Below are 13959 nucleotides of genomic sequence, written 5' to 3' on the forward strand. Positions count from 1 at the left end.
CATAAAAACACATGAAGAAGGTTTTGAACATTTGACTTACGATCACCATAAAGAATAGCAGTAAAAGAAAAACAACTGCGGCCTGTATCGTTAAGCCATAATAATACTGTCTATATTAATAGTAGCAGAAGTAATGCTAAAGAAAGCGATAACTTACTGGTTAGCAACACGATTTTCATGCATGTCAGTAAAGCGTCTCTGACACTTTAAATGATTTAAACAACTCATTGGTAAACGGATTTGTTTCTTCCTCCGAGCTGATACGGTAAACCATATTGCCACCTTCAAACACAAACTTATAGTCAACGGATACCGGGCTGATTGATATGACGTTTCCTTTTTCTAACAATCTGAATAGCGCCCATGGCCCGGCCACACTCATACTCCGCGGAGACTGATTATATCCGGCCGGAACCAGAGTAATTTTAGACTTAGCCGAATCTCGCAGCGTGTTTGGCCAGATAAAGTCCGCTCCATATTTTTGCCCATGGCTATAGACCAGTATCTGACCGTCGACATTTAATACACTTCGGCGTTTATTGTTGCTCAGTTGCAACGGTTCAACAAAGAAACTTAAGTCTAAAATACCCTTGCGATTAAAAAATGCCTCGCGGATTTTTTCCGCCCCTTCAATAAGCTCGACGATATCTTTTCTGATAAGCGACTTCCCGGTTTCATCCTGGCTAACACCCACATTTTCCTGCAAAAAGATGTTCAGCTGATTTTTATGGAAACTTCCCAGAACACCATCCGGTGCAAAAAACAACTCAAAGTCCTTAAGCGAAACGTCTTTTTTTGATGCAGAAGCGAAGGGATACTTTCCTGCCAGCCTCTGCTGATAATATGTATAAACATCCTCCTGCCAGCGCAATTCAAGATGCTTGATCGCCTCTTGCTTTACGACATACCAACTCTCATCTGCAAGTTTTGTCAACATGCCATCCAGCGGTGCCGGCAGACCTGATGCCACCCGGTGCAATGTATATATAGGATCCGAGTTCATCATCTGAACCCTGTCCTTAGTCGCTTTTAAAGCGGCCATGCCTGCGTCGGGTGCATTTTTGATTGTGTTCATATAACTTTTCAGCACTTCAACCAGAGTCAGAACCTCATTGAAGTAGGCCGGTTTTCCGTTCACCGGGCTAAGCAGGCTGGTCAGTTGTAAAAACGGCTCTTCTATTTTTAAACTAACTGCGTATTTGGCACTTTTCTTCAGCTCCGCTTTAGCACTTTCACTGTCCGGTAATGCCCCATAGAGTTTCGTGTGTGACCTTAAGGAACGGAGTACTCGCTGCAACGGCTCCATACTTCCGGTCAGGTTATCCAAAACAGTCACTGCGTCGTTAATATCACTGAAATACCGGATATCAATATCATTTAAAGCCGCACGCCAGGTTGCCGTATAATCGGCGACGTACAAATCTCTTATCTGTGCTTTAAGCACCTGCTTATCTGCTTCACTAAATGAAGGCGATTTACTTTGACCAAGTACCCAGGCATCAATTAATGCCAGTTTTGATATCGACTCGGACTGAGGTAGAAAATAGTCGTCAAAACCTTCTCTTGTCATCATTCGGGGGATTAAAAGCTTATCACTGGCAAGCACCCGCTCTTCAAAAACCACATCAAAGACAGGACCAATTAAATTTCTCAGATTAATATCAGGGCCTAACACGGTTTCCGCCGTCAGTTTCAGGCTTCTGTATACCCTTTGATCATTCGGCATTGCGCCTAATTCTGACTGAGCTTTAGCTATCACCTCATCATAGGGTTGCATGATCTTTTCTAACGCTTCATCCCCACGGTTACGGTCATAAGCTAAGTCGGTATGCTGCATCGCATAGTCAAGGTGTCCCATAAGCTGTTCCTGAATCGACTTCTTACCAGAATAGCCGGACTGCCAGTATTTAGAAAAGTAATCAAGCACATAACTGCTGTACCTTCCACTTTTATCCACCAACATCCTGTAAACACGCAGTACCCCAAGCTTATCTTCGCTGTTTGTTGTCTGCTGCATTTCAACAATAAGGTCAGCCATTAACAGGGGTAAAAAACGCATCTCAAGAAGATTAAGGTAGGTATCTTCAACTTTGGGACCGATGACATGCCCCTGGTACAAGCCAAGATCGGAAATGTATTGGGATTTATCACGAAAAAAGCCGAACTCTAATGTCGCTTCACGTATTTTATTGAGCGGCTCTAAGATATCGCAAATAGAAGCAACCGCAATCTGGTCAGGAAACTGTTCCTTATAGTGATTAACCTTGGTCAGCACCGCATCTGAGCTGAGAATATTGCTCTTGTAATAGCGATGCCAGCTTGCTGTCAGTAAGAAAGTAACGGTGAGGCAAACAGCCACTGAAACAGCGATAAGCCGACGCTTTTGCTTTACCAGGCGAAAATTGTCTCCGGCTATGCCAGCTTCACAGAAAATAATCTGACCAAACAGGTTTTCAACAAAATACACCATAGAATGTTTCGCATTCTGAGCCCGGTTCACCACATAGGGCAGCCCATATCGCTTTGATGTTACGTCATCAAACGTATTGTTTGGGACACCCTGCTGATACACAGATGTGAAATAGACGCCTCTGACCAGAGCTGTGGTAGAAAATTGATCACAGGTAAAGAGATCACAAAGAAAGTCCGCAAGGATCGATCTTATACCTGCAATCTGCCTGACAAAGCTGTAGATACCTTTTCGCTCTTCAGAAGAGAGCGGCTCAGAGACTTTTTGTGGTAACACCTTATTTAGCGTCGCTACAAATCGTGCATAATCGGCATCAAATTCTGCTAACCATTTTTCGGGGGCATCTGCCGAATCCAAGGAAAAGGTAAAGCCGAAAATATCATCTCGCTGCTTAGCTGAACACTGCCTGAAAAACGGCTCAAATCCATACAGCAAGTCGAGTTTAGTCAATGTAATGTAGACCGGAAGACGTGTTGACAGCGATTCCATCATCTCCCGCATCCTTGCCCTCAAAAGGCTTGCATAGATACGACGTTCTGAAGAGTTAGCCTCTGCCAGTCTGGCAATATCCACGGCGATGATCAGTCCGTTAAGAGGCCTTCTGCTTCTGGTGTTTTCTAACCAGGCTAATAAATTTTGCCACAGCCTGATCTCACCCTGACCATCCGTCTGATTAAGTGCTCCCTGCTCAACTAACTGACCACCTGGTTCAATAAGAACCGCATGATTACTGAACCACCAGTTTACCGAACCCTCTTTGCCCCTGTTTTCACTCTTCACGGCACTCTCAGCCGAATCGAGAAATTTCTGACCCGATCGTCTTATCAGGCTGGATTTGCCATCACCATTCAGACCGATAACCAGATACCAGGGCAGTGCATACAGGTAGTTGTGTTTGTTAACCTGCTGTCTGAGCTTGCTTCTGAGTGTTTCGAGTTCTCTGTCTTGTCTGTCAATACTCCGTTTAACAGGATCATCTCTTAACTCCCTGGCTTTTTCTTGTGCTGTCACAAGCTGAACCAGCTTTCTCCGTTGCCTGATCCCCCAAACAGCAACTGCAATGAATGCAGAGAAACAGGTAAACAGGACTCTTGAAGAAACAGATGAAAAAGGCTTATTACCAAAGATCTCCAGCCACGGCCCCACCCACCAGACAACCAGGTTAACCACAACAAAGAGAAGTACCAACAGAACCTTAAGTGCAAGCGTGAAACTCTGTTTGTTCTTTTTCACCACTTTTACCATTCTATTTAACATGAGCTCCCTCCTCTGAAGTTACCTGCCGCTTCAATTGTTCAACCAAGGAAGGCTCCCAGTCGGAAACGCTCATTGTTGAAATCTGCTTATACAAATCCTGATAACTGGCTCCGGCCAGCGCCCGGAATTTGCTAAGGTGCATCACCTCAGTAGAGATAAGGCGACAATAAAAATGATTTCTTGGTTCTGTTGCTGACACCAGCATAGAGTCCAGATAAGACAAGGCTTCTGAGACACCCTGAGCTTTAGCAAGCTTAAATACCTCTTCTCTCGTTTTCTGCCAGTCATTATTTTCAGATGCGGGATGATTGCTCCGGTCTGTTTCCGAAAGCCAGGTTTTAACCGCATCCGGGACAAATGGAGAGCCGTCTTTAAACTTAAGATGGCCCAGCTCTGGCAGACGTTGTAAAAAGCGACGGGTTTCCTCCGCGACCACTAATCCAAGCTCTGCCTGGTTAAGAGCCAGGGCCAGGTTAAAGCTCATTAACTGACCTTCAAACCAGTAAGGCGCGTTGAGCAGGCTCTGTTCGATCTTTTTCCATATTTGCAGATCCGGCCGACATGTGAGATCCCGGTACTCTTTCACTTTAGGTGCCGGCATTCCCCGCAATAGCGTATTCATCCCTGTGTCATGCTCAGGAGGCGAAACAATGGTGCCCCAACAGGCGTAGCGCCTTATCCGAAAGGGCAATGGCGATAAAAAGCACTGCTCATCCAGCAGATCCGACGCACTCAAAAGTGCCTTTTTCAGTGTTTTTGCCTCTACAGCATTAGAAACTTGTGGCTGCGCAGTTAACAGATGACGCCCTTTTTTGGCAGAACTCCCGGAATCATTTCTTTGAGGAGTTGCGTCCTTTACGCTTATGGACTGAATCCCTGCCTCTATTTTGCTCTTCACTGACAGCGCGGTTCCGGCGCTTAATTTTTGCTGAGCAATGGCATCCAGCCACTCTTGTGTTACCACGCCGAGCTCTTTTTGCTCCGCTTCGGTAAACAGAGAAAAGTCCATTTTTTCAAACAGAAGGGAGAAGCGTTTCACCATCATATTGAAATACTTTTCTTTACCCGGAGAGCCTTTATTTCCGGATACGGGATAGCTGTTATCCCAATAATTTTTTACAAAGATGGTCATTAGCTCAAACGACATAATAATCCGTTCAGGTGAAGCCGAATTATGCAAACACTGCATCAGGTAGGCTAGTAGCCGGACATCTTTGGATTTATTCCCCAGCAACCAGATTACATCCTGCTCGGTGTTTTCCCAGTCAACCCCAGAATGGGCCAGAGAGCCTACCTTCATCATCTGGCTTTCAATCTGTTCAAAAACTGGGTCACTACCTAATAGCTCACCGGCCGGAGTTAACTCTGATACTACTTTGGCAACATACTCCGGGTAGTCTTGTAACAGAATGTCTTCGCGCTCCTTTACCATTGGCACCGCTCTCTTAATAGCCGAATTTTATTGCTCAGGTCTGTGGTATCAAAATGTAAGCCGTCAGCAAACTCAGCATTTGAGCGAATCGTCGCTTTCGGTGTTCTAAGCATCTGTTTCATCATATTGATTGCCGGGATCCCCTGAGCAGATGAAAATAAAACGCCCTGATCGTCACTGCGCCAGAGCTGATGCTGACTGCCCGCCAGCGAAATTTTTGCCCTGACATGATCCACCCGGTGAGGCAAAGCCAGTTCAATGCGGCTTAAGTGATTAATACAGCTCATAATAAGCAACGGCTTTTGTTTTGATTTAAAACTTGTTTTCTTGTTTAAAGGTCTTAGTACCAGCCATGCATCATCATTAGCCGGGCTACTAAACAGAGTCCAACTGTCTTCAGTGTTAGCGGAAAATATCTGTCTTGCTCTGTGCCAGGAGTCGGGATATTTTGCCGGGAGTACCGGTTCCTCCGGTTCAGTCTGAAAGCCAAACAAGCTGTCAAAACAATGCAACCTCTCAAGCCGCGAACTAATTTGAGAACAGTCATTGCCCTGTCTTATTAAATCTTGAGCATTAACAGGAGAAAAAAAGGTTACAAATAAAAGCGGATAAAAAAGTACTCGATTGATCATGCTGATTTGATCCCTAGCTTCTGACACTTATAAGCCAGTGTCCGGATAGGAATACCAAGACTCTCCGCAGCTTTACGCCGACTGCCTGAATAATGGGTCAGCCGCTCTTTTATAATGAGTGCTTCGTAGTTACTTAGCGCCAGTTTCAGATCACCAATTTTGAAACTCTCACCATCACTGCAATAAGTATCAGCATAAGCGCGCCCTTCCCCACTGCTTTCCCTCTCCCGGATTAACGTCAATGCTTCTCTCTCTGCTGCTGTACTTTCCCTCTGAAAACTTTCTATCCGGGCCTCAAGATGCTCTGCTCTGACCGCTTGCCTGTCTGACGTGTGCACGCAGGCAAACTCAATAAGGTGCTTTAACTCCCTGACATTTCCGGGAAAATGGTATTGCTGCAGTAAGTCAAGGGCCTGACAGTCAATCCCGCAGATACTGGTTGAATGTTGCTGGTTAAAAGCTTCAATAAAGAATTCACAAAGCGGGTAAATATCCTCTTTTCTGCAACACAAAGATGGAAGGTTTATGGGGTACTGGCAGAGCCTGTAGTACAGATCCTGCCGGAACGCCTTTTGATGGACCTTCTCAGGCAGATTCAGGTGAGTAGCAGATATCACACAAAAATCAGAGTGTATCTCTTTATTTCCGCCTAGTGGCCTGAACGTGCGGGTCTCTAACACTCTCAGCAGCTTAGCTTGCAGAGAAAGCGGCATATCTCCAATCTCATCCAGAAACAGTATTCCCTTATCAGCCTGAGCAATCAGACCCAGTTTATTCTCATCTGCCCCAGAGAATGCCCCTTTTGTATACCCAAACAGCTCACTTTCCAGCAAATTTTCCGGAATCGCTGCGCAGTTGATGGTAATAAATGGCGCTCTGCATCTTGATGACAGTTTATGGATGGCTTTTGCCACCAGCTCTTTACCTGTGCCGGTCTGCCCCTGAAGCATTACAGATAAACTGAACCCCGCCGCGACAACAATTTGCTCACGTAAAGCCTGCATAGCGGTGCTTTTGCCGATAAGTGTCAGTGATAACTCATTCGCCTGTTTTTCCTGGTCTGCTTTTTTCTCAATATCCATAAGCGATTCCCGGAGCAGCTTCTGACTAAGACTTTTCTGCTCCATCTCAGTTAACAACTCCCACTGCCGGGAAAAAAGAAGCTGTAACTTTTGGAATGTTGTATTAGCCAGTGCTTCTTCTATCAGATCTGACGATCCCGAAATCAGTAGTATTGACTCCACTTTTTCCTGTTCCGAGAAAACCGGTATCAGACACAGAATATCGAAAATGCCAACCTTCTCCGCCAGCGTCATCAGTTGTCTGTCCGAGCGCCAGAAGACCAAATCCTCTGCCTTAAGAAGCTTTACCTCACCAGACTGGAGAACATGGGCAAGCGGGCTGTCAAAATCACCCACAAGCCATGAACCGGGCAACTTATGAGTGATCAACCGTCGCCCTTCCTGATCCGGAAACAGCAATAGCCCATTACTCAGTTTGAGCTCACTGCTGAGGATCCCGATATACTTATCAGCTAATTGTTCAGGCGTCCGGCTTGTTATCAGCGCAGTAGAGAATTCCAGCCAGTCAGTCATATCTACTCCACCTCCCCGATAAACTGCCCATTTTCAACCGACATACGGATCGCATTCACAGCTTGTTTGTGCGCCAGTTTTTCCAGTATCGCAAGTGAAATAGGGGGAAGCAGGTGGCCTTCAATGATGGACTCAAGCATACGGGCACCATTTTGGCATTGATTGGCACGGCTGATGATCTCACCGGTCAGTTCATCACTGATCTCAACTCTGGCGCCGTACCGTTTAATCAGTAAACTTTTCAGCTTCTTCAGTTTCGCTTCCACTATGCCGGCCATAACCTCTTTTGACAGAGGTAAGTAGGGCACCACTTCCATGCGGGCCAATAATGCTGGCTTAAAGAATTCTGACAGCTCCTGATAAAGTCTGTCCTGCAACTCATCAGGGAACTCCTGATTGTCAAAGATAGTTTGTGTTCCCAGATTAGAGGTCATAAAAAACACAATATTTTTGCAGTCAATTATCCGCCCTTCGCCGTCAGCCAACTCGCCTTTATCAAAAGCCTGATAAAATATATTCAGCACTTCCGGATGCGCCTTTTCCACCTCATCAAGAAGCACAATGGAATAAGGTGTCTTTCGTATCGCTTCGGTCAGAACACCTCCCTCGCCATAGCCGACATAGCCGGGTGGCGAGCCTATCAGGCGCGAAACCGTGTGCTTCTCCTGGTATTCGGACATGTTTATGGTAGTAAGAAACTGCCTGCCACCATAGATTAGGCCCGCCAGTTGGATAACTGTTTCGGTTTTACCGACACCACTGGGTCCAACCAGAAGCAGGGATCCGTTTGGTCTGCCCGCTCTGCGCAGATCAGCCCTGGCGGTCAAAAGATGACGGTGGATACATTGCAGAGCCATCTTCTGACCTTTCACTTCCTGGCTTAGAATTGATGTCATATTCGTCACTCTGAGCAGTTCATCACTGTTCATCTGATCCATGGGCACACCAGTCCAGTCGGCTATAACTTCTGCCACCTGACCTGCGTCCACTTCCGGGTGAATTAAGCGCAGGTGAGGCGGAATATCTTCCATTTCACTATAAAGTTGTTGAAGCTGATCTCTGATGCCATTGGCGCTCTCTTCGCTGTACTCTTCGTCTTGCATCATTTTAATCAGTTCACCACGAAGCCTGATAACAGAGTCAGCCACCTGTTTCTGTGACTGCCAGTCACAGTAAATTTCCTCCCGTTCTTTTTCTGCCTGCTGCATCTGAGTGTTAAGAGTGGAGTAATATTCCTCATCAATCGCGGTACCAAGATTTCTGGTACGCTCCAGCATCGTCATTTCCAGTTGCCTCTTATGCTGCTCGGTATCCAGCAACGCGAGCTGATTCGGAGGCGTTGAAAAGTTAATGGAAATGCGCGCGCATGCGGTATCAAGAACATCGATCGCTTTGTCCGGCAACTGCCGCCCAGAGATATAACGGGCGGAAAGTTCTGCCGCCGCCTTTACTGCCTCATCCGTGATCAGAACCTGGTGAGAGGTTTCGTAGGCTGAGGTTAATCCCCGCAATATATCGGTTGTTTCTTCAATACCGGGCTCTTCCAGCTTTACTACCTGAAAACGGCGGGACAATGCAGGATCTTTCTCAAAGTATTTTTTGTATTCCTTCCAGGTCGTGGCTGCCACTACGCTTATTTCTCCCCTTGCTAAAGCGGGTTTTAGCAGATTTGCGGCATCACTTCCTCCTTCCTGATTACCGGAACCGATTAATGTATGAGCCTCATCAATAAACAGAATGGTTGGTTTTGTTGCACACTTCACCTCTTCAACCACACTTTTCAGACGTTTCTCAAACTCACCTTTAACCGATGCACCAGCTTGAAGCAGTCCCAGATCCAAAGAAAGCACCTCTGTCCCTTTTAACTTATCCGGAACCTGATTATTGATAATCCGAAGCGCCAGGCCTTCAATCATGGCACTTTTGCCAACGCCTGCTTCCCCAACAACGATAGGGTTGTTTTTTCTCCTCCGGCACAGAATATCACTCATCAGATTTAACTCTTTTTCCCGGCACAAAACCGGATCAATGCCCCCTTTTCTTGCATCCTCGGTGACGTTACTGCAGTACTTTTTCAGTGAACTGTCTGATACTGAATACGAACATTCATGCGCCGAATGTGTCAGGTCGTTATTTTTTGATTCAGAGGAGCCCAGAAGCATTTGTTCAAAGCTTTTCTGCAAATGCTCCCGGTTAAGCTGTGAAAACAGATGTGCAAGCTCTTTGGTAAAGTACCTGTCTTCGCGAAGGAGCGCAGCCAGAAAAATGGCACCTGAGCGCAATTCGGTCTGCACAAGTTCCGTCGTTGACAGCAACCAGGCTTCCTGAAGCAGCTCCACCAGATGAGGGGAAAATGCCGGATAACTCTCAGAGAGTTTTTCAGCGGTATAGCTATTGGTTATTGCTTGTAAAACCGGCTCTGTTGCCATATCCGCTTGCCTTAAAATGACGCTCACATCGCATAAGGGGTTATCCAGCAGGGTCCGGAGGTAATGCACAGGAGTTACCTCCGGGTGTTGCAACTCCACACAAAGCGTTGCTGCGCTTTCAAGAGCCAACTTGCTCTGCTCATTTAGCTTAGAGATAAGCATAGGAAGTTCAATACGAATCACTATAATCACCTGCTCGTCATTCTGTTAGAGGATATGGCTTAATTGGTTCAGTACGTCTGTGGATTTGGCATGGAGCAGATACGAATAACCAAAATATATGCCGGCCCAGAGAAGCGTAAACCCGAAGAAAACAGACCAGACCGGTATCTGTCTGCCCAACCGGTATTTTGTCTTCACTGCATGCCCTGAAGACCGGAACAAGTCAGAATCGCCGCAGGCATCGTTATCTGAAAGCATCTGATGCAGATGAGAGATAACCGCTTCTCTCTCGCGGCATCCTCCCTCGATAACACGGTACTTGCCCTCAAATCCCAGAACCAGGCAGTAATAAATAAACTCCAGAAGAGAGCGGTAACGAACAGGCTCCTCTTCAATTCTTTCAGTGATCAGAAAGACTTTTTCTCCACCCCAGGTTTCGTTGTGAAAGTAAGACAAAAGTGACTGCTCTGCCCAGACACTGGAACTTCCCCAGCAAGTACTCAATACCGCTTCATCAAGAAAAGCGCACAGAATATAGCGGTAAGCCATCAGGATGGACTGCTCGTATCCCTTGCTTGTCAGCTCCAGCTCTATTGTTTTTATTTCTTCGACAACCTGATTTTGCAGAGCTTTTACCTCATCACACCTGCCCAGGGTGCCAATCCGCACAGAGAGGGCTAAAAGCGGCAGGGCTGCATCTATCAGCCTGTTTTTACTGTCCCCACGAAGCAGAAACCAGTTTTCCAGATCCTTGTCTTTTTGCTCCGGGGTGGCGTTATTGGCAAACAGCCCATCAGAACTCTGCTTTTCATAATTTGAGTCCATGTTTAACTCCTGATAGCCCAAAACTGAATGTCCAGCTCTTCAAACCGGGCAGAAATATGCAGCGCGAATCCGCTGGACGCTTCTATATTTCTCCACTCAGAGCTCTCTTTATTCAACTGGTAGTATGTGTATCCCGCATGATAAGGAAGATGCCGGGGAGCAACAGGTAACGGGATTAAAGGGACGCCCGGCAATTGAAGAGAGACAAGCTCACGAATCCGGTCCACAGAAGAGACTTTGGTTTGCTGAACAAAAAGCTTGCGCAACTCTTCCAGGGGCATTTTTGCCCTGACCGCGATGATAAACTCGCCGTCCTGAACCAGCCTGGAATCATTGACAGGGGCCACCATCAAACCATATTTTCGTTTCTCAAGCTGAATAGAAACCGCTCTTGGCTCAAGGACAACGCTCAGGCTTCTGCGCAACCCGTATATAAGCGGCCAGAATGATTCTCCCGGCATATCGTGATCATAGTTCACAACATGAGAAGGCAGGCGGCTCTCATCGGTAAAAGAGGCCAACTCTCCTGAGAGAGACACAAGACTCTCATACAGCTTTTCCGGATGCAGACTTTTCAGCCTGCTTTTATGCTCTAACTGTGGCTGAACCCGGTTTAACACCTGAAGCAGCATAAAATCCGATACTTCAGCAACACTGCCCTGCCCTTGCTGACCTAGCCGTCTGGCGATGTTTTTTGCTCTTTCACGCACAAGACCTGACAATTCATTGATAAAGCGGTGCAAAACAGCAATAGCGGCAACATTCAGATGGCAGGGTATAAAATCATCATCCAGCACCACACTGCCATCAGGGCGCTTTTCCATTATCCGGGCTATTGCTATAGACGCAAAAGCACTTCTGTCATCCTTCTCCAGCTTCAGTTGCATACGCACCGGAGCAACATTTACGTTAGTCATATCTCCCTGCGGACTCTGAATATCCCTGACTTCCAGCTCATAACTAACGTAACGGCCACTTCCTTTTTTCTCCGGCCAGTCCACTTCCATTATGGATTCGCATTTTAAAGGGATGGCCAGATAGACGAGCTGATTAGACAAAGAGGCGTCTTCTATTTCCAGCGCATCCGGCATCTCATCTTCCAGCGGTATCCTGAAAACCGTGCCGTCGGGCATAATTCCCGACACCCTTTCGATGGCAATTTTTCCAAACGGCAGATATTCGGTGTTTATAGACAGCTCTGATACGCCATACGAATAACGGCTAATCGCATTTATCTGCTGTTCAATACAGTAATCGATATGTCGTTGCTGCTGCTGAAAGTGCTGCGGCTTTATAAACAAGCCCTCATTCCAGATCACCCGGTTGCGTGTGTGCATCTTGTCTTATTCCACCCTATCTAATTTCACAACATTTCCCTTAAACAGCATCAGCAAGTGATACACCCGCCCCTTATTCACCACCTTTACCGCTTTTTTCCATTCACTGATTTCCGGGTCAGCAAAATGAGCCACTACCCCGATATAACTGGTGTCGTCACTCACCTCAAATTCACTGATAAACTTGAACTGATCCGGCATAAGTACATAGTCATAAATCTCGACAAAATTGCTGCGCAGAGCCTTTTTATAGTCCTGGCTTATCTGGTCATAACTTGCCGACATAAACATGGAATCATCTTTTAGCTCGAACACCTGAATCTCAACCGGTGCAGACTCGCCCAGAATGTCCGGATTCATATTACTGTCGCTGACAAGGCTAAAGGTGACCTTTGACGGGCAATCCTTTGGCTCATCTTCCTCAAAGATACTGCAGCCAGCCAGAATGGAGATAAAGACAAGTAGTAACGATAAACGCGAAGGCAATATCACCATTAACGCTCCAGTTGTTTATCACGTATTTTTCTGTCGTAGGCCTGCTCAAAGATCTCCCAAAAGAGCTTTTCAAAACCTTGCTGATGATTGGAAGTCAGCTCCTGATAGTAGTTACAGTACATTTGCCATGGCCAGGATTCGCTGCTGTTCGCATGCCCTCTATTTTCTCTTTCATACTGGTTGAAGCGGCGCAGTAATATTTCAGGCGAAAACCGAGTTAACAGATAGCTTAACGCCTCAGATATTGCGTACTGCACCGCCTCGTTGTGTTCACTGATATTCTTAATGCTCTCTTCCAGAGCAGAGGGGGCAGAAAGGTGCACCTGACTTTTTTCTGCGCCAAACATGGTCTGAACTGTCTCCTGATAACTTTTGCCCATTCGCAAAGGGTTATCTTCTATCGGCTGGAGGTTTTTATTTATTGACCCGAATCGTCCGGAACTAAAATCTTGGTGTAACCCCAAAAGACCCGAGATACAGACCTTCAGAGACTGGCCCAGCTCACTGGAAAGTAGCTGTATATCCTGTACGTCGTTGGCTTGCTCTAACCTTACCCCTAAGCCATCAAATATCGGAGCAGACAGCAAATGATTGCAACCCGCACTGCCACTTGCCATCTCTTGTTCCAGAAGATCTAATTTTGTTTTATTCACTAATAACTCCTTTGACGAGCCGGGTTGAATTTTGGACAGGTCCATAAATGATGAAATTTCTGCTCCACTATCAGCCTGAGGCGTATATTCCAGCTCAGACCGGCTCTGTTCCCCTGCAAGCAGCTGGTTCTCAGAAACATCAGAACTCTCTTGTGCCATGATGGCTCTGTCCCGCTCTATAACAGCAAGGGGATCGATATCCCTGGCCGGTTCTGTGGTTGATACATGCACACACTCACAAAGGTCGCCATGTTCCGCATCAGCCAGCAAGGAATCCGCGCCCTTGTCTCCAACCAGATTCAGCAATGAACCTTGATGGCTTTCGTGCTCATAGTCCTGACCCAATAGCACCCTGATAATGTAAGGCCCTATTTTCAATTCATCTTTGTGGGAAAGCTTCACCATATTCCCGATACCTAAAGGCATATGAGAACTATTGATAAAGGTTTCGCCGGAGATATCCTTCAGGCAATACTCTCCGTCACACAAAACCAGCTCACAATGTTCAGGCTTTATCTGGTTACCCTTGTCTTTTAACAGCCAAAATGCCGTGTGTTGCGAGCCCACAACACCTCTTTCACCTGACCATTGTGAATGTGCGCACAAACCTGCTCCCAGCTCCTGTACATTCATCACATACATTGTCAGCAAGACTGAATCATTTTTCGTCAT

9 protein-coding genes are annotated in these 13959 nt (G+C 46.4%); all 9 read right to left on the minus strand.

The window, feature by feature from the left end; all coding sequences use genetic code 11:
- Positions 1–184: 184 nt before the first annotated feature.
- Genes tssM through tagH form a run of 9 tightly spaced genes read right to left on the minus strand, consistent with a single transcriptional unit; the run spans position 185 to position 13959 of the window.
- Positions 185–3727, minus strand: coding sequence for a type VI secretion system membrane subunit TssM (gene tssM, locus L3Q72_RS16875; RefSeq protein ID WP_275133328.1), 3543 nt, complete (start codon positions 3725–3727; stop codon positions 185–187).
- Entirely contained in the window at positions 3717–5159 is a 1443-nt protein-coding gene (gene tssA, locus L3Q72_RS16880; protein ID WP_275133748.1) for a type VI secretion system protein TssA, read from the minus strand. Before tssA ends, tssM begins: the two co-directional genes overlap by 11 nt.
- On the minus strand, positions 5153–5791 hold the full coding sequence (vasI, locus tag L3Q72_RS16885) for a type VI secretion system-associated protein VasI (RefSeq protein WP_275133329.1): 639 nt from the start codon (positions 5789–5791) through the stop codon (positions 5153–5155). The genes tssA and vasI overlap by 7 nt, the downstream gene beginning before the upstream one ends.
- A complete protein-coding gene (locus L3Q72_RS16890) occupies positions 5788–7386 on the minus strand; it encodes a sigma-54 dependent transcriptional regulator (protein WP_275133330.1) in 1599 nt (532 codons plus the stop codon). The genes vasI and L3Q72_RS16890 overlap by 4 nt, the downstream gene beginning before the upstream one ends.
- A gap of 2 nt (positions 7387–7388) precedes the next feature.
- A complete protein-coding gene (tssH, locus tag L3Q72_RS16895) occupies positions 7389–9998 on the minus strand; it encodes a type VI secretion system ATPase TssH (RefSeq protein WP_275133331.1) in 2610 nt (869 codons plus the stop codon).
- Between the two features lie 24 nt (positions 9999–10022).
- Positions 10023–10802 carry a type IVB secretion system protein IcmH/DotU gene (gene icmH, locus L3Q72_RS16900; RefSeq protein ID WP_275133332.1) on the minus strand — a complete coding sequence of 260 codons (780 nt, stop codon included), beginning with the start codon at positions 10800–10802 and terminating at the stop codon, positions 10023–10025.
- 2 nt (positions 10803–10804) lie between these two features.
- A complete protein-coding gene (tssK, locus tag L3Q72_RS16905; RefSeq protein WP_275133333.1) occupies positions 10805–12139 on the minus strand; it encodes a type VI secretion system baseplate subunit TssK in 1335 nt (444 codons plus the stop codon).
- Positions 12140–12145: 6 nt separating this feature from the next.
- Positions 12146–12634 carry a type VI secretion system lipoprotein TssJ gene (gene tssJ, locus L3Q72_RS16910; RefSeq protein ID WP_275133334.1) on the minus strand — a complete coding sequence of 163 codons (489 nt, stop codon included), beginning with the start codon at positions 12632–12634 and terminating at the stop codon, positions 12146–12148.
- Positions 12634–13959, minus strand: a complete 1326-nt coding sequence (gene tagH / locus L3Q72_RS16915; RefSeq protein WP_275133335.1) for a type VI secretion system-associated FHA domain protein TagH — start codon at positions 13957–13959, stop codon at positions 12634–12636. The genes tssJ and tagH overlap by 1 nt, the downstream gene beginning before the upstream one ends.

It is taken from the genome of Vibrio sp. JC009, from assembly GCF_029016485.1.
Classification (GTDB): Bacteria; Pseudomonadota; Gammaproteobacteria; order Enterobacterales; family Vibrionaceae; genus Vibrio.

What these genes read in the sequence shown, in the direction of transcription:
- tssA (WP_275133748.1), bottom strand. Translation starts at nt 5,159, where the DNA reads ATGGTAAAGGAGCGCGAAGACATTCTGTTACAAGACTACCCGGAGTAT.
- tagH (WP_275133335.1), bottom strand. Translation starts at nt 13,959, where the DNA reads ATGACGAAAAATGATTCAGTCTTGCTGACAATGTATGTGATGAATGTA.
- icmH (WP_275133332.1), bottom strand. Translation starts at nt 10,802, where the DNA reads ATGGACTCAAATTATGAAAAGCAGAGTTCTGATGGGCTGTTTGCCAAT.
- L3Q72_RS16890 (WP_275133330.1), bottom strand. Translation starts at nt 7,386, where the DNA reads ATGACTGACTGGCTGGAATTCTCTACTGCGCTGATAACAAGCCGGACG.
- tssK (WP_275133333.1), bottom strand. Translation starts at nt 12,139, where the DNA reads ATGCACACACGCAACCGGGTGATCTGGAATGAGGGCTTGTTTATAAAG.
- vasI (WP_275133329.1), bottom strand. Translation starts at nt 5,791, where the DNA reads ATGATCAATCGAGTACTTTTTTATCCGCTTTTATTTGTAACCTTTTTT.
- tssM (WP_275133328.1), bottom strand. Translation starts at nt 3,727, where the DNA reads ATGTTAAATAGAATGGTAAAAGTGGTGAAAAAGAACAAACAGAGTTTC.
- tssJ (WP_275133334.1), bottom strand. Translation starts at nt 12,634, where the DNA reads ATGGTGATATTGCCTTCGCGTTTATCGTTACTACTTGTCTTTATCTCC.